This window comes from Chryseobacterium sp. WX, assembly GCF_029542485.1.
GTDB lineage: Bacteria > Bacteroidota > Bacteroidia > Flavobacteriales > Weeksellaceae > Chryseobacterium > Chryseobacterium cucumeris.
In genome coordinates, this window is sequence record NZ_CP120710.1 from 4,429,747 (window position 1) to 4,448,947 (window position 19,201).

Consider the following 19,201-nt stretch of genomic DNA (forward strand, 5'->3'; position numbering starts at 1 on the left):
CTAAAATGGCTTTAAGTCAAAGTAGTTTATAGGGGTCAAATTCTTATAAGCTAGGTGGTATAAAAGGAGTTGGGCTTTATCTTCAAGATTATTCAACGTTATTAACAGGCGGTTAACAGGGAATTTAGCAGTAACATATTTAGGATCTTATAACTTAGAATACACGGCAGCAGCATATAATAAGAGTGTAGTTGTTTCATTTCATGTTGAAAATTCTTCTACAATGCAATCTGCGTCCCGCTCTCCTGTGCTTGGCTATCTTCCAATTTGGCAACAGACAGCGGGGAAACTTATTAATGAAAAATTTAAAACAGGTTGGGGGTCTAAAACTACTCAATCATTTCACTGGACAGAAGTATTATATCTAAAATGAAAACAAAATTAAAATATTTATTAATTACACTATTAACAATTATGTTATATAGTTGTGGTGAAACTAAGCCAAAACAATCAGATTTTATAGGAACTTGGAAGTCATCTGATAATGCATATATCAAATTAAATAAAAATGGAACTTGTATTTTGAAAGGGGTCGATCATTATAAAATCAGTAGTTTTCCAAAAAATAAAAATAGAGAATTAAATGCTGAAGGAACTTGGCAGTTTACAGAAAATGTAGAAAGTGGTATTCTTGATAATATAGACAATGGAATTACTATGAAATATAATCTACCCGAGGGAACAAAAGGGGAAATTTTATTTTATATCTCAGGGCAAGGTATCAATGGAAATAACCCACCATGGAATATTTTTATATGGGAAGGTGATCCTGATGAAATGCTAAAATACGAGTTTGAAAAAAATAATTAAATACATAAGCAACAAACTGCAAGCTAGTGTTAGCGTTCATATCAGGTGTTTCAGATGTGTTGGTAAAAAGACCACCTTGGAAATGCAAGGGTAACCTTTGCCAAAAACAGCGCAGGCGTTCCTGAAATTATCGATACCAACAATTATTATCCTTTTGGGCTGAACCATATCTCAGGGGCTTTCAGTACTTCTAACTTTGGAATTTTCTACAGTTATAAATACAATGGTAAAGAGCTTCAGGAAAGCGGAATGTATGATTATGGGGCAAGAATGTATATGCCGGACCTAGGAAGGTGGGGTGTAATAGATCCGCTGGCAGAAAAATCTAGAAGATGGAGTACTTATACCTATGCCTATGACAATCCTGTGATGTTCATAGATCCTGATGGAAGAGAAAATGTGTCTGCATTGCATTGGAAATTTGAACAGAACAGTACTATTCTTGGTAATAGCTGGTTTGATGACTCTTATGTAAGTTCAGGTTTTGAAGGTAATTTTAAAAGCATGTGGAATGGTGGAGATCATGGAGGATCAGGAGGTTCTTATCTACAATCACAAATGTTTAAGGATGCAATGGCTTATCTTTCTGAACCGGAACCTGAGTATTTCAAAGGTACTGATTTTTCGCAATTTGAAGGAGGAAATAAGGATGGTGATCCACCTGCATTTTGGTACTTTGACAAAAAAGGTGAAGAATTGATGAATCACTGGCTTGGAGGATCAGGAAAAAGTTTAAATTTCTCATATGATAAAGGTTGGAGTGATTATATGAAAGGTAATAAAATTTTACTAGAAAGGTTACAAAGAATAGCGCGTGCAAGAAGTTATTCTATGAATTCTGAGGGGAAGACTAAATATTCTGAAACTTCGGGAAATTTTCATTTTGAAATTGATAATGGATATAACACTGGATATAAAATGTTGCATGGAACCAACTATTTAAGTTATGTAGCGAACGGAAAATATGATAAATCAAGTGATTCATATATTTTTAAATTTAATTTGAAATGGACAGATCAAATCAACCATAATAGTACTTACATGGCAGATAAAATTTTTAACTATATCACTAATAAAGTTGGTCATCCTAAAGATTATTGGATAACAATTCAGTGGACTCAAACAATTATAATAAAAAATAAAGAATGGGAAAGATTACATTAATTATAGCATTATTTCTACTTGTTAGTTGTGATAAGAATTCTAATTTTACAAGGGATAGTAATGATAAAAAGTCGGGTGTGTTTGTTAAAAGAAATACATTTATAAATTCTCCTGGATTATATTATTTTAAAGATGTTGATATAGTAGTAAAAGAATTTAAAGAAGGTACAATTGTCTATGGTCTTTTTGATCTTCACAGTAAATTATTATACCAGAGAAATATTAATAATTCAATAAGTAATCACATGAAGTGGACTATTTATGTTGATGATAAAGGTGAAATATGGTTCTATAATGCTGATTATCAAGAAACCAATGTATTTATCGGAGATGGTAAAAAAGGAATTTTTATTAAAGATAAAAATAAGCTTCCTCCAATTCCTGTAGAACTTTCTAAATTTATAAAAGATTAAGGTATGTCTCAAATATGTTGATGTATTTTATTAATCGACATCGACGAAAAAAGTTTTAAATAAATTAATTAAAAACAGATGGTCAAATAAATCATCTGTTTTTATTTTATGTTAACAAATTTTTTCAAGATAATAAGTATTACCACCCACTTGGGAAATATATGCCTCAGCTATTTTAAAAATGCCGGCGGCAGCGCAGAAGCTCTTGAAGAAAACAATTATTATCCTTTTGGATTAAAGCATTTGGGATATAATAATGTAGGTGGCAACCCATCTTACAATTATCAATACAACGGTAAGGAATTATAAAAGGAAACCGGATGGAATGACTATGGTGCCAGAATGTATATGCCGGACCTTGGAAGATGGGAGGTAATAGATCCGCTGGCAGAAACATCCAGAGGATGGAGTACCTATGCCTATGCTTATAATAATCCTGTGATGTTTATTGATCCGGATGGAAGAGAAAATGTGTCTGCATTGCATTGGAAATTTGAACAGAACAGTACTATCCTTGGAAATAGTTGGTTTGATGACTCTTATGTAAGTTCAGGTTTTGAAGGTAATTTTAAAAGCATGTGGAATGGTGGAGATCATGGAGGATCAGGAGGTTCTTTTCTACAATCACAAATGTTTAAGGATGCAATGGATTATCTCGCTCAGAACCAATTTTTTCAAGAAAAAGATTTTACAGATTTTATGGACCCTCCAGGAAATGGCTTAAGCAGATTTAGACAAAGAACAGCAAATTGGGTTCAGAGAAATATTAGAGGTCCTTTATCTGGTTGGTTTGATACCCATACAAGAAATGCTTTTGTTTTGGATGCAGAAGGACAGGCAAGAATGGATGACCTCAGAGGTCAAATGACAGGTTATATGAGAAGTAATGTAGGAGGAGGAGGTATTAGATGGGGGGCAGAACATGGGTTGATAGGCTCTGGAATGGGAACAGGACATGTTGGAAAATTTATTGGACCTAAAGAAGCAATGAGAAAAAGGATAGCAGATTTTGCTGAGAAAGCTAATTTTTATAGCGGTGGACCATCGAGCTTGGCCAAAAATTCTGAAGAAATAATTGAGGGGTATTATCAACAGATGAAAGCTGGAAAATTTAATAAGCCAGGAGGAGGATTTATAACTCTTGATGGAAAACAGTTTTAACAGAAGGAAATCATAGTATGAATGCAGCAATTAGATATGCTATTGAAACAGGAGATATAAAAAATATAAAAATAATTCTTAAGGGGGGGTGATAAGACAAAAGTTGATTGAGAAATTACAATATACCAATTAGTAAATTAAACACTAAATAATTGAATATGAGCTTAACAGTAATAGATATAGACAGTGATTATCAAAGCTTAATTGATAATAAAGATTTTACTGCCGTTAATTTTCCTATTGAAAATGCAGTTAAAATTTATGGTAATAATTATGATAAATTAAAAGATAAGGAAAAACTAAAAGATGAAATTGAAAATATAATAGGCTTTAAAGATGATCATTTAAATTCATGCGAAGCAATAGAAAATTTTCTAGTATTTACTTATTATTTATTAAAAAAAAATGAAAAACTGGTTGTGTTTACAGCAGGATTATCATATGACTCTATTGACTATTATATTAAAATAATGGAAATTATTCTGTCTAGATTGGATAATCGTACATTATATATTGTTAAAAACTTTATTGATATTAATGAATCTCAATTAACAGATCTCTATATACACATTAATAAAATCGAAAAAGAGGTGATACTTGATTTCATGAAAAACTGGTTAATCGGATTTAAACCTAAAGATGAATTTTTTAGATATCCTCAATATTTGGGAAAAATAGAGTTTGAAACTGATGATTATTTTGAAATGTTTTCATTTATTTTATCAGAGCCCAAGAGGGAATATGATTTCTATTTTGTAAATAAAAAAAATTCTCATTATCCTAAAGGAATGATTCTTATTAACAATGATTCTATGTATTTAGGAATTGGAGTAAATTCAATAAATGAAAAATATTTAAGTGATAAGCTATCTGAAGCGTATCAGCAAGCTCCCATTATTTGTAATGGCACTTTACCTTATTAATAGATATCCCCGCTCCCGCACGAATCCTTTCGTGTGGCAGGTAAGAATAAAAGCCACTGCAAAAACAGTGGCATTTAATTTCTATTCTAGAGAAACCGTTATATTTACTAGTATAGAAATCATCTGGGAAATAAAAGGATAAGTTTTGCAAAAAACAATGAAGGAGCTCTTGAAGTGACATACACCAACAACTACTATCTGTTTGGTTTAAACCATATTGAAGGGATGCTAAATACTTCTAATTTTGGAAGGTATTATAGTTATAAATACAATGGTAAAGAGCTTCAGGAAAGCGGAATGTATGATTATGGAGCAAGAATGTATATGCCGGACCTTGGAAGATGGGGAGTAATCGATCCGCTGGCAGAAACATCCAGAAGATGGAGTACCTATGCCTATGCCTATAATAATCCTGTGATGTTTATTGATCTGGATGGAAGACAGAATGTGTTTGCATTACATTGGAAATTTGATCAGAACAGTACTATTCTTGGAAATAGCTGGTTTTCAATAGTTTCTTTTTGTTCAAGTAAAGAGATCTTTTTTTGGTTCCAGTCGTCGCCCAGATCAAGTGCCAATGCTTCCTGCTTTATTCCCAGCATTTCTCTGAAACGCTTTATATTTCTTCCCTGATGTATTTTGTGGTCCATTCTTTAATCAATTTGTGAAGACTCAAAGATAATACATTCTGTAAAGTAAAGGTTAAAAAATATCCGGTAAAATATTCCGGCCATATGTAGTAAAGTGTCGGGAACTGGTTTATAAACTGTCTCCAGCAGTTTCAGAAGTGTTTTCAGTCACTCCAGTAAATGTCTGCAGTCGCTTATTAATTTGCTATAATCATTTCGTAAACTGTCTCCAACCACTTAAGAAATGCCTTCAGATACTATTGTAAGTATCTCCGGACACTTTATCAAATAGGTATCAATACTTTACAACCGTCTCAACTGTTTTCATAAGTCCCTATAGCCTTTTATTCAAGTAGCTGGAGACCGTTATGGAACCCCCTTCAGCCCCTTCGGAACAGCCTGTAACCCCTTCCTTAAAAGCCTCCAGACCGTTCTATAAGTGCCTGTCACCCCTTATTCAAGCAGCCGGAGACCGTTATGGAACACCCTTTAGCCCCTTAGATAACTGGATCTACCCCCTTACCCAAGGGGGGAGAGGGGGTTGGTGAAGGGGGTAATCACTATATTTTCAATAAATGGATGTAAGGATTGGAAACAGGGCATACGGTAATATTTAAATTTCCTAACTTTGTAGTTCTCAATAACAATCAAAACAAAACGATGTCAATCACCAACGAAGATCAGATGCTCGGAATGCAAAAAGTAAGTGAAGCTGTTGCCTATACGCTGAAGAAGATGATGGATTACGCCGAACCCGGCATGACCACCAAAGATCTGGACGAATATGGAGCCAGAATACTGGAAAGTTTCGGAGCAAAATCAGCACCTTACCTTACATATGGATTTCCAGGATGGACGTGTATCAGCGTGGATAATGAATTCTGCCATGGGATTCCAACAGATCAGAGGATTTTGAAAGAAGGCGATCTGATCAATATTGATGTTTCTGCAGAATTGGAAGGATATTGGGCAGATAACGGAGGTTCTTTTGTGATTGGAGAAGATATTCACGGACATCAAAAATTGGTGGAAGCTTCCAAAGACATTTTAAGAAAAGCTATAGACAATATCAAAGGCGGTGTCAAAATAGCAGACATAGGGCATTTAATGGAAACAGAAGCCAAAAAAAGAGGTCTTAAAGTTATTAAGAATCTTGCAGGCCATGGAGTAGGGAGAAGCTTACACGAACAGCCTGACGAATTGCTGAACTACAGAAACCGCTATGATTCCAGACGTTTCAAGAAAAACTCTGTGGTGGCTATTGAAACATTTATTTCCACCGATTCCAATATCGCTGTAGAATTAAAAGACGGCTGGACCATGGTAGGCAATAAAGGCGGTTATATGGCCCAGCACGAACATACCATCGTAATCACAGATGGAAAACCTATCATTTTAACCGAAATGAACGAAATCCTGAATTAAAAGAACCGCACCGGTGCGAAAATCATCATCATCATTTTTAAGAAAAAAGAATGTTATTGGAATTCCCTGCTGAAAATCTTTGATCTTCTTGCACCTTAAATATACATCAGCAGTAAAAACTTTGTGCCTTTGCGTTAAAAACAAACTAACAGCGTTACTATAATCACCAAGCTCCCTCCAATTAACTTGTTGATTGCAGCTCTGTTCCCTTATATTTAGTTGTAAGAATAGAAAGCTGTGCGTTACAATAAAAAAACGCTTCGTTATCTATACTCCGAAAAATCTGCAGTAATATTCCATTGATGAAAAAGCCAGACTTTATATTGTTGGGCATAAAATACTTTGTTATATTTATAGAATAAAATCACTTCACAAACTATCCGCTATGAAAAAAATTCTTTTAATCCTTTTGGGAATCGTTGTCATTCTGGCTGCTGTCGTATTGATCAAAACCTACACCTATCCGTTTAAAAAAAATAATATCGGGGCAGGCGAGGGCTGGAAACCCATAAAAAATGATTCTGCAGTGATGAGACTTTCAGGAGGAATAAAAGTACCCACCGTTTCTACAGGAAGTTTGGGTGAATTTGATTATGCACCGTTTGAAAAGTTCAAAACCTATTTAAAAACATCTTATCCGTTAGTCTATCAGAATACAGAAAATGTTGAGGTCAACCAATATGGACTGGTGTTCAGACTTAAAGGAAGCAATTCTTCGCTGGAGCCTATTTTATTCCTTTCCCATATGGACGTAGTTCCTCCCGGAGATGCTGATATAAAGAATAATGATCCAAATGTATTCCGTCCGGATGATAAACCTTTAGAACCCGTTTCAAAAGTCGCAGAAGATTGGGAATTTGCCCCTTTTTCAGGAGCTGTTGCCAACGGAAGAATCTACGGAAGAGGTGCCATAGATATGAAGGGAATGCTTTTTTCCTTGATGGAATCCATGAATTCTATGATTAAAAACAAACAGATTCCACAGCGTGATATTTATCTGGCTTTCGGTTTTGATGAAGAAGTAGGCGGAAAGAAAGGAGCGATTCAGATTGCCGATTATTTTAAGAAAAAGGGATTGAAGTTCGATGCGGTCTATGACGAAGGGGGATTGATTATGAGAAAAGGAAATGTAGCCGGAATTGATACAGACGTTGCCGTAGTAGGATGTGCTGAAAAAGGTTTTCTTTCTGCAAAAATCAAAGTAAAAGGGCTGGGCGGACATTCTTCTATGCCTCCTATGGAAAGCGCAATCGGAAAAGCTGCTGTTATCATGCAGCGTCTGGAAGATCACCAGATGAAACCTGTTATTACCCCTTTAATCAAAGAATTTTTTACGAATATCGGAGGTGAAATGCCTTTTACCACAAGAATGGCACTGGCGAATCAATGGCTTTTAAAACCGGTACTGATTTCCCAGCTTACCAAAAATAATACAACCAATGCTTTGGTTAGAACTACAACAGCTTTAACGATGATGAAAGGAAGTGATGGAACTAACGTCCTTTCTCCAGAAGTGGAATTTGTGGTTAATTTCAGATTACTTCCCGGAAATTCGGTGAAAGATGTAAGAGATCATATTGCTAAATCGACTGAAGGTTTTGATGTTGAGGTAGAAGAAATTGATAATACAAGAGAAGCTTCTGCTATTTCCCCAACCAATACAAGAGCTTTTAAAATGATAGAAGCCGGAGTGAAAGAAATTCATCCAGGAGCCATTGTTACCCCTTATCTTACTATGGCTGGAACCGATGCCGGTAAATATGAAATTGTAAGCAAAAACGTCTACAGGTTCATGCCGATTAAGATTAACAGTGCCGAGCAGCAGAGTATTCACAGTACCAATGAATATCTTAGTATTGAAAACTATCTGAAAATGATCCACTACTTTGAGTACATTATGAAGAATTATGATAAATAAGTGTCAATGGTGAATGGTCAATTCGCTGCGCTTGTGAATTTTATAAGCTCGTATATAATTAAACGTGGTGTTCGCAAAGTTTTTATAATATTTACTTTTTTTTCGACCGCAGAGGCGTTTCACTCAGCAATGTACACACTAAGGTCTTTGGCTGAACGGAGTGCCTTTGCGAACTGATGAATTCTGTTTATCAATAAACCTTGCGAACTTTAGCATTAATTATGATTGACGATTGACTTTGCGAAGCAAAAATTGACCATTGACAAAAATCTTTTTACAAAAAATATATTACGTCAAGTTTTGTCGCATTACGGATATAGCTTTGTCATATCAAAATTACAGAGCTATGGAATTGCCATTTTACTTAAACTTTAACGACTTTGAAAGTAATTATTACGATAACCTTGAAAAATGGTTTGAAGAATATCATAATACCAGTGAAACAGATTATCTGAAAGCGCTTGCAGAGCTTTATCGCCCCTATGTGTATTATAACTTTGCAGATGACATGCTAAAGCCCGATGCTTCCATTGAAGTGAAAGACTGTTTTTTCCCCTATCATGAAAAAATAGGAATCTCTTTCTGTATTGATAGTGAAAACGGAATTTCCCCATCCAGCGGAATGAATCAGGTATTTGAATTTAAAAATATCTCCATGATGGAGTATGCCCAGCATATTCTGGATAAGATCAATAAGTTTTGTTCAAAAAATGCGCATGCTCTTGATGGAAGTAAAAATATTCAGGACTATATTAATAATTACAGTATTATTACTTCAATGGAAGGAGTAGGGTATTGTATCAGCTACAACCGTCATCAGAAAGCCATTCCATTTTTAAAAGCTTATCTTCCCTATTATGGACAGACCGTTAATATGGCGGTATACAGGGATTTTCTTTTTTCTGTTGTTCAGATTGCAGAGTTTATAGACCAGAAATTAAAAACTGTGCATGCTTTTAAACAGACTATTTATGCACGCTCAAGAGCGGAAGCCAAATTCGATGTGCAGTTGAGCCGTCAGTTTCTGACTTTGTGCAACTAAATTTTACACCAAACATTCATACTTAATTATATTTCGGAAAACTTATGTTTTCAACCAAAAATCCCGGTCAGTAATGATCGGGATTTTGTATTGCAATTGTATGAATACTTGCTTATGTGTATTACTTGTTTTTTTTATAAGGAATATTCCATACCAGGTCGGCTGCCAGATAATGAACGCCACCATGATGAATACTTCTGCTGTCTCTGATCAGATCGTCCATATATCCTATGTCTACAGTAAAAGGAGAGTTCGGAATTGTAAACATATAGTACGCCGCAATACGCATTTCACGATATCCAAACGAACTCCATTCAGAATCCGGCTCATTGAGATGGCTTATAGAAAACAGGGCTTCTGCACTCAAGGCCAGTTTCTGATTGTTTTTTGGAGATAAATTATAGGTGAGCTGATTCTTGATCCGTGTTCTCAACTGAAAATCTTCTTCGACTTTATGAAAGTCTGCATCAAAAAACTTCCTGAATTCCTGGCGTATGGTACTTTTAAGTTTCCATTTCCTGCCAAGATCAAAAGTATAGGCATATCTTCCGTAAATTCTGAATTCCTGTTCCGTACTTTCTTTATCATAAGGAGCTGTACTTTCATACTGTGGCTGACGTCGGTAACTTAATGCATAACTATATTGCTGGTGTGGCGCAAAGGAATGATAAACTTCATGATTTAAAACAATGATCGCCTGCTTCGAAAACAGATTGTGGTCATCCGGACTGCTTTTTCTCCCGATGGCTACGTAGCTCAAAGCCTGTTTTTTACCCAAAGAGTCGAGTTGTCGCTTCACTCCGAAGGCTCCCCAGAATGCATTGTTGGCATCTCCCAGTCCAGGTGGACTGATCTGCGCTTTGATCGATGTTCCTAAACATCCCAATAAAAATAATCCTGCAAAAAATTTCTTCATGCTCAATAGGGTGAATAATTGTTTTACTGTTAATTTTAAATAACTGCGAAACCATGAGACGGATAAGAATGCTGTTGATACGCAGAGAGAATACTTTATAATACCAAAATTAGAGGCTTTGTTCATAGAATGTTTATTCAAAATCTTTTAATACTGTTTAAAAACAAGACAAAGTAAAGGCCTGATTTAGGATAGATTTAGGAATAAAACTTTCTAAAGATTAAGTTTTTAGAACTGTATTGTAATTGTGGATAAAATGTGTATAACTTGTTAGTAATTTGAGGAAATCTCTCTCTCTCATTGATCAAATGATTGCGTAAATATTTGATATTGTAGTGTATAGGTGTAAAAATTAGTTGCCACAATATATAGATATTGTGGCAATTTGGTTTATGGACTGGTTGACTTACCTGTTAGTTCTGTCTTACTCCGCACATAGCATCCCATGTGGTCCAGAAATGGGCATTAATAGCTCCGATAGGAGGATTTGTACTGTCTGCAACAATTCCTACCATTGAAGCACAGTTGGAGTTACAGCCTATTTCATTATGACTTCCGGCCTGAGGCGGAATCTGGCGCCAGGTACCGGTAGACCCGCTTAATAATTCTACTCTGATTTCAAAGATCCCGGAAAGATTGGGAGTCTGAATCTGTTTAGTAGGATTTTCGCTTGAGATGAAATCACTCCAGTCTCCCTGTGAAAAAGTTACACGCCATGTAGAAATCATTTTAGAAGTATCATTTTGTGGGGAAAGATACACCCAGAATTGTGCTCCGTTTCCAAGTACTAACTGACCTGAAGAATTTGCATTTACACTTGTTGATGTCATATTGATTTGTTTTTTAGGTGATTAGATTGTATTTCAAAGTAACGAAGAACAAGGCACCTGCAGTAGAGTATAAATGACCAATTATTAGAGTGAGTATAAATACCTATGAGAAAAGGTACCAAAATTTTAGGCATAAAAAAACCTGTGCTAATCATTAGCACAGGTTTTGGTTTCTTGCAGAGAGGAAGGGATTCCATGATGCAAAATATCGTTATTGATTATCAACAAGTTACAATTTTAAAATACGTAAAAAATAGGTGTTATTTACTCATTTCTTACTCTTTTTACTCAAATGTTCGGAGTGCAAATATAGAAATTACTGGATAAAAATAGCCTCATTGCGAGGCTTAAGTTTACTTCTTTTCTGAAGATTGTTTATCTTCTATTTTATTTGGAAATAAATTCTTAATTACCGTGAGGTAAAAAATTAAAATAGATGCAGTCAAGGTTCCGCATACAAACATAAACTCAGCTTCTGTGATTTTAAATTCTAAGTATATGGTTTTAAAAATAAGTGGGATCTTAAACCCTTTAAAACCGTGTAAAAGGATGAAAAAAGCAATAAAGACAGCCCATATGCTAGAAAACCAAAAGGCTTTTTTAGCATTTTCCTTTCTCAGTTTTCGTTCGTTTTTTTTATCTTTAAATTTTGAATGACTTTCTTTTAGTTGAGTCTTTTTCTTTAGATTAAACTCTCTAATTTTAAGTCTTAATTCCTCGTGCTTAATAAAGTTATTAGAAGAAGTGGAAGTATCTGTCTCTACAATAATCTCTCCAGATGCTTCATTGATTTCCTCTTCTCCAAACGTTTCATCTTGCGGATTAAATTCATTAAAAAATTCAGATACTTGTTCAGGAGTTGGGTTTTCATGGTTAGTTGGCGTTGTATTATCTTCGCTCATCAATTAGTTTTTTGTAATGCTCTTTAATTAATTCGTTGGTAATAACTTTATGGTACACTTTCGGGTCATAAGCTTCTTTCCACGGAGTATTATCCATATGGGTTTTAGTAGAAAGCTGTAATCCAGTAAAACCTTTATACGCGTTCCAGATTGTTTTTAAAAACGTCTTGTCTTGATTCGATAGTTTGTTTTCTGAATACAGATCAACAATTTCAATATCTACATTACCGTGACCAAAACGTTTAGTGACATGGTATAGTTCAGGTATGACAGGTCCATACTTCCAAGCCTGTACGCTATTTTTTATCAAAGGTTTGTCATAAAAGCCAAGATACCAACCATGCGCAATGTAAGTGAGCTTAAGAAGCTTCATTGGCTCTAGAACCTCGCCATCTTCTTTAGCTAACTTTAGAAATTGTTTTGCAACATCAAAGCAGTTATACATAGCATTTATTTTTTTTTAAATATACAATTATTTACTCAAAAAGCAAAAAGTTTGCAAAAGTATGCATTTGAAAAGTAAAAACAAATATTTAGCACTCAATACTTTTCAACAAATGTCACACTAGATAACGACAAAACTCGTCGTATAATAAAAAAGGCCCCGTTTGGGGCTTTATTTTTACCAGTTGTTGCTTGTTTCGTGGGGCTTGTTCATTGCTTCTTTTAGACCGGATATTATAAGTTTCATTTTTTCATCAGTTTTTTCTTTGATGTCATTCCATGGAGCTTTTCGTGGATATTCATTTTCTGGTTTTGGAGGTTTTTCTTCCAATGTAAGCAGTCCATAGTTTACTGCTCCGTTTCTTCTACAATCAGTTCCGTGATGCTTGAAAGTGTGGAATACATATTTATATCTTCCGTCTTTTACGTAAATATTTGTTTTGAAACTAACATATCCTATTGTACATTGGACAGCAAAATATATTTTTGAAGTATTATATCTTAAAGAGGCATCGCCAGTGATTTCACCACTTGAACTATCCTCAACAAGCAAAATGGCTCCATCTTCCTTAAAGTTATTGACAAACCAAGATCTCGATCTGTTATAAAGCTCCTGCTTTGTTATTGTAGAATCAACTTGTACTACTTCTTCATATTTTAGTTCCTGAGAAAATAGTATTAAAGAAATAAATAGTGATAAAATAGTAATTATTTTTTTCATTATAATGTCTAGTCAATTAATTTTAAAGAATCTAATTCCATCACTGCTATGCCAAGGTTGAGCAAGTATGTGTCACCATAAGCATCTTGATCAATTTTTGTAATCGGAGAATAATATGACATTGGAACAAGGGCGGATAATTGAGTCGAATTTATTTGTTTTACATTTTTACCTACAATGTAATACTTTGACTTTTCATTGATTTTTTTTGCTTGATCTTCGTTTATAAAACCTATTATATCAAACGTTAGATAGTTTGATTTAATTTCATTATTATCATATTTATTATCTGCATAAAGCTGCACAATCATACCTTTGCCATAAGGGTTTTTTGAAATTTTGAATACACTCATGGGAATATCGTCAAATTCTTTAAAAACAAAAATGCTGTCAGATTTTTCACTTAAATATTTCTCCATTTCTTCTCTGACTAATGAATTGTCTTTATAATTTGGAAATAAATTTTCCATTTTACTAATAAGACTGTCTGTTTTTCTCTTTTCTAGCAGTTCTGTTTTATGTTTATTTGCTTGAGTACAAGACACCACTACTAAACATATATAAAAATAAAATATCCCTTTCATGATTATTTTTTGCCGTAAAGATAAAAATTAAAAAATATTCACATTTTACGGAAACCCGTAAGGTGGTTATTAGAATAATTATAATATTTGAAAATATTTATAACACTATGTTTGGTGTGTTAAATAAAATATTATATTAGCATTTCATGAAAAAGTGATATAGTGTAGTAGTTGTCGTTTTATAATTGTTATTTTTGCAATGAATTAAAAAACAGTTATCTATGAAGACAAAACTAATTATTTTGACTGCCGCAGCTGCAGTTTTACTTTACTCATGTTCAAACGACCGAGACGAAGAGGTAAGAAAGGATGCAATTGAAAAGGTCAAAGCTAGTAACCAAAACTTAAAGTTAAACAAGCCAAGTCTACAAAGTAGAGATGCGGAATCAGAATCCATAAAGGATACGATAATTATCCGAAATTCAAATACTGTAGGTACAGGCATAACTCCCACACCAGAAGATGGAAACGAAGTCGTCGATCCAACCAAGCCAGACAAACCTTGGTAAAACAAAGGCTATGACACAGAGAATGGCAACAATACTCGTATTGTTGTCTTCTATATTGCCTTTCCTTAATAATATTCTAAAACATTTATTCAATACAACCTCTATAGTTTTAGACGTTGAAGGGGCAAAATCTCTTGATCTGGATAGCGCTATTTTCTTTTTTGCTATGCCAATCAGTTATCTATGCATTGCATACGGTGGGAGATTTGGCGCCCATAAAAAAAGTTACTATGCAGTATATCTTTCTGCTTACCTTCAAGTAGTTATTGTTATCAACTTCATATTTGTAAGTACAAACGTTGCTTATTTCATTACTCAAATTACATTATTTGTATTATTCTTTGTTGTAGCACTTCTATTATTAAAAAAAGCGAAATACTACACGACAATGGAAGCTAAAAATGAATTCTTGAATAATACATTAGACAGATATTCTTCAATCTTAAGAGAAAAAAAGTAGTATGGAATACTTGGAAACGAAAGAAAGGCTTAAGATAATAGTATCAATCAGTGATAGATTATGGGATGATTACAAATCCGGAATTATTTCTCCGGATGAGTATCTTATTAAATCAGATGATTTGAGGGATGAACTGAATAAAATTAGTGACGTAACATTTTTTGATATGCAAGAGTTTTCTAATAAGATAGGATACCTCCTTGTAAGAACTCAGAACATTTTTGGAAGTAAAAAAAATTATGAATTCAGCCTATTAGTGTTTAATTAGTTTCTTCAACTCACCTAGGTCTTTTACCAGATGATCAATCTTATCCGTTAGTGCTTCGATTTGTCGTTCTTGTATATTCTTGATAGTCTCATCTATTCCCTTTTGTATCAATAATTTATTAGTTGTTTCATCTTCGATAAACCCAATATGAAAATTTTCAAACTCAGGGAATGATTTATAAAACTTTTCTCGAAAAGGAGGAGTAACATCCTTTTTAAGCATTTGAGAAAAAGATGATTTATTCGCATAACCAATATACTTTCCAACATCTTCTTGGCTAGAAAATTTACCTGTTACTACTAAATATTGGATAAACAAGTTTATCTTGTCAATTTCTTTCATATATTTGTATAAATATTAGATGGTTATGAACGATAAGGAAATAAGTATTGAGCTTTTAAAGCTATATCCCCTGTACGAACATGAATATACTTTTGAACAGTTTTTAAATTTATTTAATGCTATTAGGAAATTTATTCCTAGTAGAAAAAATAATGCGACACGTATTACAAAAACCAGTTTAAGGTCTTTTGAAGGCTCTTTCAAAGAAGATATTTCACAAACTGTAATTATCGAATTTGAAAGATTCATTGAGCATTAATTTGCTTCTATGTAATCTAATCCTTGTTTTGTAATACGAACGTAAATAATAGAGCTCTCTGATGATCCAATTTTATTGACAAGCCCCGTATTTATTAACTTGATCACATCGCTATAGTATGGATCGGATACTGAAAAATCTCTTTTACCTTCTTTTATTTTTATTAAAATTTGTTTCATATTTAAATGTTAAATAGTTATGGAAGAGTATATATCTTTACTTGAAGAATACTTGTATTGGGCAGAAAATCGAAAAACTTATGATATAATTATTAGTCAATTATTCATTAGCTCAATAGATTTTTCTTACAAGGTATCATTACTGAAGCACACTCTAAGTATTCTAAGAAATGATTATCCTGACACTTGGCAGCGACTACAATTTACCAAAAACATTGATTTAAATTCTACTACTGGTAATTGAGAAGCCTTTAGTAGTCCCAGGCTTATTGGTTCCGAAGCTAACAGGAATAGAAAATCTAATCTTGTTTATTGCTGTATTTTTCAAATTAAGCTCATCAACGCTTTCGTTTTTAATGTTTCCTCCTAAGCTAAAATTGAACAACGAAACTACTTGTATCCTAGCATTTCCTTCTTTGCTATCTTTTTCAATATCAATTTCTTCTTTGCTAATAGATACGGACAGATCAAATACTATTTCTTGAGTTTTTCTCACTACTCCCTCATTATTTGTTCTAACATGCCCACTCGTATCAGTTGCAGGATTGATTAAAACATCATACTCTTTCAAATTTTCTTTTGCTTTTTCAACTCCTATTGCTATTTCTGTAATAGTATCAGCCACAAAAGCAGATAGATTTAATGTTTCCATATAAAATTTTTCTCACTGGTTATCAAGTAGTTATGTATTTTATGTAAAAAAGTTTATATAAACTATTGTATTTTAATATAAACAAGTTTATCTTTGTCTCAACAAAACAACAATGCTACCGCAAAGATATGGTTTTTGAGGAATGCGAAAAAACAGTAATAAAACTAATTTTTAATTAAAACAAATAATGTATGGAAAGTTTAGTAGTAGGGAAAACAATTAGAGCAGAGGTTTCTCATTTTCTAAAAGAATTTACAACTGCCCAGGATATTGCAGACGTCAATGCAGAAACTGGAATTAGCGTGTCAACATTGAACTATCTAAAAAGAAGAGTTGGAAATGTTACAGAAGACAACAAAAAGGGAATCATAAGCTTAGCGAAAAAGGCTTTAGAAAACGCCGAAGCAAAAAGAAAGGAGGCTTTAAGATGTAAAAAGGAACTCAGTTTAATTCTTCAATCATGAACACTGACTACATCATAGCAAAAGAATATCTGAATAGACTTCCTGAGGCAGAAAGAGTAAAATTATGCAAAAGAACACTTGAGGGAGTGTCTGAGAAGAAAAAATCAAAAAAGGAACTTGGGAAGTTTTATTCGGATTATTTAGACGCACAGTTCGCTAAAGGTAAAATATAAAATGAGTCGCACTGCTGTAACAGAACGACTCGGCAAAAACGAAATAGTAATTAAAAAATCACTACATCATGTCGGCAAATTTAGGAAAAACAATTTTAGGAAAAAAGATCAAGAGCTTTAATTTTTATAAGCAAACTGATTATAGGACTAACAAAGAGAAGATTCATGGGTTTGTGTGGTTGGAAGATGGAGAGAAGATTCATGTAATAAGAGGGCAGTATCACATTTTGAATAAGCTAGGGCAGGTATCGGGAATAGTTTTAAAGTCGAATCCGGGATACAAGCAAATTAAGAGAATGATTGCTCGATGGTTCCAGACTTACAGAAAGGGAGGGAAGTCATTTTTCAGAGAAAGAATCTCAACGCTTAGGGAAGCGTGCCAACAAGCTGAATATAGTTTGAGGATAAAGATGATTCAGAGAGGTCGAATTTCATTTAACCATTATTTTACAGCATCATGAAAGCTTTATTTCTTATCAAATGCTGGTTTCTACAGCAGTGTGTTTACTTATTAGAATACTTACTTAAAAAACAATAATCATGAACAAATTTAAAGGAACAAAGGGAAAATGGGCTCAAAAATGTGGTGATGTCTTTTCCGATATTCAAAATGGCGATGACGCTATATGTGACGTGTATAAATATAATACAGACGAAGGTAAGGCAAATACCTTGTTAATATCTAAAGCCTATGAGATGTTAGAAATGTTAATTGAAATTTCTAAAACAGCTGAGAAAATCTGGGAAATAGAACAAGATAGTCCGTTTTTCGACGAAATAGACTTTGCAAAACTGGATAATTTAATCAAAGAAGCCACAGAGATATGAACCTAACAGACTACCTACAAAAGCCAATTGCCGAAAGAAAACAAATTGTAACTGAACCGGTAGGGATTAAAGATCCTCTTTGGCTGGAAAGACTTAAAACCGCTGTTGAAAAAATGAATCCATTTGCGGTAATGTTCGATCAAAGTTTAATCAACGAATACTGGGCACTTAAAAAAGCATAATCATGACAAAAGAAACATTTGAAAAGGCTAAAAAGATTTATAATAATATTAAAGTTCTTGCTGAAAGAAAAGACCTTGTAAAAAAAGTCCATGATCAATTGCTAAGAAATGAAGTGGACACAGACGATGCTCATGAAGTACTGAGAGATTATATGGAGCTAATTAATTTTTCAATAGAAAAAGAAACTAAAGAATTTAATGAATTATGACACATTCAGTAACCATAAGAATTGAAAACCACAATGGAATTTGGTATATCAATTACAAAAGATTAGGACACGACAAACTTTCCGAAATGGAGACAACAGCCTTAAACGAGTTCATCAAAGAGTTTAAACAATCAAATCAATAATCATGGAAAAATCAGAGTTGCTGTTTCCTGACAAAAAAATTCTCCAAAAAGAATATTTGTTGAAGTACAGGGATCAATTTTTAAATCTCAACAATCTGAAAGTCGGAGACGAAATATCATTAAGCTTTAGTTGTAATAATCTAATTGGAAAGCAAATTTATTTAACAAGCAAGATAGCAAAAGGAGTTTTAAAGTTAGATGACAATGGTGTTTTGTATGCTGAAAGTTTAGACAATATGCCTTTTTATCGTCACATGGATAATGGACTAAGCGGAAGATCTAAGAGATCATGGGTTCAAAGAACAGAAGCTAAAGCAAAATATTTTTTCGGAGATGGATTCATAATCAAATAATAACCAAAGCAAAAATGAAGATATGGATATTCAAGACTACAGCCGGGGGCGCAACAACGCTAATTCCAAACTGGTATTTCAACAGGCAAAAGTGACAATTCCAAAGATGCAGGACAGGGTTTTAAATGAAGTAGACGGCATAAGCTCAACATTAGACATCGCAAATAAACTAGGAGTGGAGATACATAAAATTTCAGGACGCTTCAGCGAGCTAAAAGCAAAACAGAAAATCTATCAAACATCATCAAAAAAGATCGGCGGTAAGTCTTACGCGGTCTATTCAAAAACAATTAATTAA

30 protein-coding genes and 2 pseudogenes are annotated in these 19,201 nt (G+C 33.7%); 22 read left to right on the forward strand and 10 right to left on the reverse strand.

The features are described 5' to 3' along the window. Positions 1 to 369: 369 nt before the first annotated feature. The 7 genes and pseudogenes from PZ898_RS20165 to PZ898_RS20190 all read left to right on the forward strand — a co-directional run. A complete protein-coding gene (locus PZ898_RS20165) occupies positions 370 to 810 on the forward strand; it encodes a hypothetical protein (RefSeq protein ID WP_216445308.1) in 441 nt (146 codons plus the stop codon). A gap of 201 nt (positions 811 to 1,011) precedes the next feature. Continuing rightward, entirely contained in the window at positions 1,012 to 1,974 is a 963-nt protein-coding gene (locus PZ898_RS24360) for an RHS repeat-associated core domain-containing protein (RefSeq protein WP_347176660.1), read from the forward strand. Continuing rightward, positions 1,956 to 2,387 carry a hypothetical protein gene (locus PZ898_RS20175; RefSeq protein ID WP_277694055.1) on the forward strand — a complete coding sequence of 144 codons (432 nt, stop codon included), beginning with the start codon at positions 1,956 to 1,958 and terminating at the stop codon, positions 2,385 to 2,387. The genes PZ898_RS24360 and PZ898_RS20175 overlap by 19 nt, the downstream gene beginning before the upstream one ends. A gap of 150 nt (positions 2,388 to 2,537) precedes the next feature. After that, a complete protein-coding gene (locus tag PZ898_RS24365; RefSeq protein ID WP_347176648.1) occupies positions 2,538 to 2,696 on the forward strand; it encodes a hypothetical protein in 159 nt (52 codons plus the stop codon). A gap of 39 nt (positions 2,697 to 2,735) precedes the next feature. Next, positions 2,736 to 3,548, forward strand: coding sequence for an RHS repeat-associated core domain-containing protein (locus PZ898_RS24370; RefSeq protein WP_347176649.1), 813 nt, complete (start codon positions 2,736 to 2,738; stop codon positions 3,546 to 3,548). Positions 3,549 to 3,706: 158 nt separating this feature from the next. Further along, a complete protein-coding gene (locus PZ898_RS20185) occupies positions 3,707 to 4,471 on the forward strand; it encodes a hypothetical protein (RefSeq protein ID WP_216445307.1) in 765 nt (254 codons plus the stop codon). 225 nt (positions 4,472 to 4,696) lie between these two features. Further along, positions 4,697 to 4,849: pseudogene (locus tag PZ898_RS20190) on the forward strand (RHS repeat-associated core domain-containing protein); the annotation flags it as partial. A gap of 119 nt (positions 4,850 to 4,968) precedes the next feature. On the opposite strand, the pseudogene PZ898_RS20195 reads toward PZ898_RS20190, so the two are convergent. Beyond that, positions 4,969 to 5,121: pseudogene (locus PZ898_RS20195) on the reverse strand (XRE family transcriptional regulator); the annotation flags it as partial. A gap of 639 nt (positions 5,122 to 5,760) precedes the next feature. Here PZ898_RS20195 and map point away from each other — a divergent pair. The 3 genes from map to PZ898_RS20210 all read left to right on the forward strand — a co-directional run bounded on the left by map (position 5,761) and on the right by PZ898_RS20210 (position 9,485). Then, a complete protein-coding gene (gene map / locus PZ898_RS20200; protein ID WP_277694056.1) occupies positions 5,761 to 6,525 on the forward strand; it encodes a type I methionyl aminopeptidase in 765 nt (254 codons plus the stop codon). A 385-nt stretch (positions 6,526 to 6,910) separates the two neighbouring features. After that, positions 6,911 to 8,443 (forward strand): M20/M25/M40 family metallo-hydrolase, encoded by a 1,533-nt coding sequence (locus tag PZ898_RS20205; RefSeq protein WP_277694057.1) that lies wholly within the window; start codon positions 6,911 to 6,913, stop codon positions 8,441 to 8,443. 346 nt (positions 8,444 to 8,789) lie between these two features. Further along, positions 8,790 to 9,485 carry a hypothetical protein gene (locus tag PZ898_RS20210; protein WP_216445304.1) on the forward strand — a complete coding sequence of 232 codons (696 nt, stop codon included), beginning with the start codon at positions 8,790 to 8,792 and terminating at the stop codon, positions 9,483 to 9,485. Between the two features lie 121 nt (positions 9,486 to 9,606). Here PZ898_RS20210 and PZ898_RS20215 read toward each other — a convergent pair whose 3' ends face one another. The 6 genes from PZ898_RS20215 to PZ898_RS20240 form a co-directional block, all read right to left on the reverse strand. Next, positions 9,607 to 10,401 carry a DUF2490 domain-containing protein gene (locus PZ898_RS20215; protein WP_277694058.1) on the reverse strand — a complete coding sequence of 265 codons (795 nt, stop codon included), beginning with the start codon at positions 10,399 to 10,401 and terminating at the stop codon, positions 9,607 to 9,609. A 413-nt stretch (positions 10,402 to 10,814) separates the two neighbouring features. Next, complete coding sequence (locus PZ898_RS20220) at positions 10,815 to 11,231, reverse strand: hypothetical protein (RefSeq protein WP_047428034.1); 417 nt, start codon at positions 11,229 to 11,231, stop codon at positions 10,815 to 10,817. A gap of 353 nt (positions 11,232 to 11,584) precedes the next feature. After that, positions 11,585 to 12,133 carry a hypothetical protein gene (locus PZ898_RS20225; RefSeq protein ID WP_277694059.1) on the reverse strand — a complete coding sequence of 183 codons (549 nt, stop codon included), beginning with the start codon at positions 12,131 to 12,133 and terminating at the stop codon, positions 11,585 to 11,587. Continuing rightward, complete coding sequence (locus tag PZ898_RS20230) at positions 12,120 to 12,578, reverse strand: type II toxin-antitoxin system antitoxin SocA domain-containing protein (RefSeq protein WP_277694060.1); 459 nt, start codon at positions 12,576 to 12,578, stop codon at positions 12,120 to 12,122. The genes PZ898_RS20225 and PZ898_RS20230 overlap by 14 nt, the downstream gene beginning before the upstream one ends. A gap of 177 nt (positions 12,579 to 12,755) precedes the next feature. Then, entirely contained in the window at positions 12,756 to 13,298 is a 543-nt protein-coding gene (locus tag PZ898_RS20235) for a DUF4468 domain-containing protein (RefSeq protein WP_277694061.1), read from the reverse strand. Between the two features lie 8 nt (positions 13,299 to 13,306). Beyond that, positions 13,307 to 13,882 (reverse strand): hypothetical protein, encoded by a 576-nt coding sequence (locus PZ898_RS20240; protein ID WP_277694062.1) that lies wholly within the window; start codon positions 13,880 to 13,882, stop codon positions 13,307 to 13,309. Between the two features lie 221 nt (positions 13,883 to 14,103). Here PZ898_RS20240 and PZ898_RS20245 point away from each other — a divergent pair, with 221 nt between their 5' ends. Genes PZ898_RS20245 through PZ898_RS20255 form a run of 3 tightly spaced genes read left to right on the forward strand, consistent with a single transcriptional unit; the run spans position 14,104 to position 15,119 of the window. Next, the gene (locus PZ898_RS20245) at positions 14,104 to 14,391 is read left to right on the forward strand and encodes a hypothetical protein (RefSeq protein WP_277694063.1); all 288 of its coding nucleotides are present in this window, start codon (positions 14,104 to 14,106) and stop codon (positions 14,389 to 14,391) included. Between the two features lie 10 nt (positions 14,392 to 14,401). Further along, complete coding sequence (locus PZ898_RS20250) at positions 14,402 to 14,851, forward strand: hypothetical protein (protein ID WP_277694064.1); 450 nt, start codon at positions 14,402 to 14,404, stop codon at positions 14,849 to 14,851. Between the two features lies 1 nt (position 14,852). Beyond that, the gene (locus PZ898_RS20255) at positions 14,853 to 15,119 is read left to right on the forward strand and encodes a hypothetical protein (RefSeq protein WP_277694065.1); all 267 of its coding nucleotides are present in this window, start codon (positions 14,853 to 14,855) and stop codon (positions 15,117 to 15,119) included. On the opposite strand, the gene PZ898_RS20260 is transcribed toward PZ898_RS20255, so the two are convergent. After that, positions 15,105 to 15,461: a hypothetical protein gene (locus PZ898_RS20260; RefSeq protein WP_277694066.1), complete on the reverse strand. Its 357-nt coding sequence runs from the start codon at positions 15,459 to 15,461 to the stop codon at positions 15,105 to 15,107. The genes PZ898_RS20255 and PZ898_RS20260 overlap by 15 nt on opposite strands. Before the next feature lie 25 nt (positions 15,462 to 15,486). On the opposite strand from PZ898_RS20260, the gene PZ898_RS20265 reads away from it, so the two are divergent. Continuing rightward, complete coding sequence (locus PZ898_RS20265; RefSeq protein ID WP_277694067.1) at positions 15,487 to 15,720, forward strand: hypothetical protein; 234 nt, start codon at positions 15,487 to 15,489, stop codon at positions 15,718 to 15,720. Here the strand turns inward: PZ898_RS20265 and PZ898_RS20270 are convergent. Both PZ898_RS20270 and PZ898_RS20275 read right to left on the reverse strand, forming a co-directional pair. Next, positions 15,717 to 15,899, reverse strand: coding sequence for a hypothetical protein (locus tag PZ898_RS20270; protein WP_277694068.1), 183 nt, complete (start codon positions 15,897 to 15,899; stop codon positions 15,717 to 15,719). The genes PZ898_RS20265 and PZ898_RS20270 overlap by 4 nt on opposite strands. Positions 15,900 to 16,119: 220 nt before the next feature. Beyond that, on the reverse strand, positions 16,120 to 16,551 hold the full coding sequence (locus PZ898_RS20275) for a hypothetical protein (protein ID WP_277694069.1): 432 nt from the start codon (positions 16,549 to 16,551) through the stop codon (positions 16,120 to 16,122). A 191-nt stretch (positions 16,552 to 16,742) separates the two neighbouring features. On the opposite strand from PZ898_RS20275, the gene PZ898_RS20280 reads away from it, so the two are divergent. The 8 genes from PZ898_RS20280 to PZ898_RS20315 all read left to right on the forward strand — a co-directional run bounded on the left by PZ898_RS20280 (position 16,743) and on the right by PZ898_RS20315 (position 19,201). Continuing rightward, the gene (locus PZ898_RS20280; protein ID WP_277694070.1) at positions 16,743 to 17,015 is read left to right on the forward strand and encodes a hypothetical protein; all 273 of its coding nucleotides are present in this window, start codon (positions 16,743 to 16,745) and stop codon (positions 17,013 to 17,015) included. Further along, on the forward strand, positions 17,012 to 17,188 hold the full coding sequence (locus PZ898_RS20285; protein WP_002984621.1) for a hypothetical protein: 177 nt from the start codon (positions 17,012 to 17,014) through the stop codon (positions 17,186 to 17,188). The genes PZ898_RS20280 and PZ898_RS20285 overlap by 4 nt, the downstream gene beginning before the upstream one ends. A gap of 540 nt (positions 17,189 to 17,728) precedes the next feature. Further along, complete coding sequence (locus tag PZ898_RS20290; protein ID WP_277694071.1) at positions 17,729 to 18,016, forward strand: hypothetical protein; 288 nt, start codon at positions 17,729 to 17,731, stop codon at positions 18,014 to 18,016. Continuing rightward, positions 18,013 to 18,198 carry a hypothetical protein gene (locus tag PZ898_RS20295; protein WP_277694072.1) on the forward strand — a complete coding sequence of 62 codons (186 nt, stop codon included), beginning with the start codon at positions 18,013 to 18,015 and terminating at the stop codon, positions 18,196 to 18,198. Before PZ898_RS20290 ends, PZ898_RS20295 begins: the two co-directional genes overlap by 4 nt. Before the next feature lie 2 nt (positions 18,199 to 18,200). After that, positions 18,201 to 18,407: a hypothetical protein gene (locus PZ898_RS20300; protein WP_277694073.1), complete on the forward strand. Its 207-nt coding sequence runs from the start codon at positions 18,201 to 18,203 to the stop codon at positions 18,405 to 18,407. Further along, positions 18,404 to 18,550, forward strand: coding sequence for a hypothetical protein (locus tag PZ898_RS20305; RefSeq protein ID WP_168239210.1), 147 nt, complete (start codon positions 18,404 to 18,406; stop codon positions 18,548 to 18,550). Before PZ898_RS20300 ends, PZ898_RS20305 begins: the two co-directional genes overlap by 4 nt. A gap of 2 nt (positions 18,551 to 18,552) precedes the next feature. Next, complete coding sequence (locus tag PZ898_RS20310; protein ID WP_277694074.1) at positions 18,553 to 18,903, forward strand: hypothetical protein; 351 nt, start codon at positions 18,553 to 18,555, stop codon at positions 18,901 to 18,903. 22 nt (positions 18,904 to 18,925) lie between these two features. Further along, positions 18,926 to 19,201: a hypothetical protein gene (locus PZ898_RS20315; RefSeq protein WP_277694075.1), complete on the forward strand. Its 276-nt coding sequence runs from the start codon at positions 18,926 to 18,928 to the stop codon at positions 19,199 to 19,201.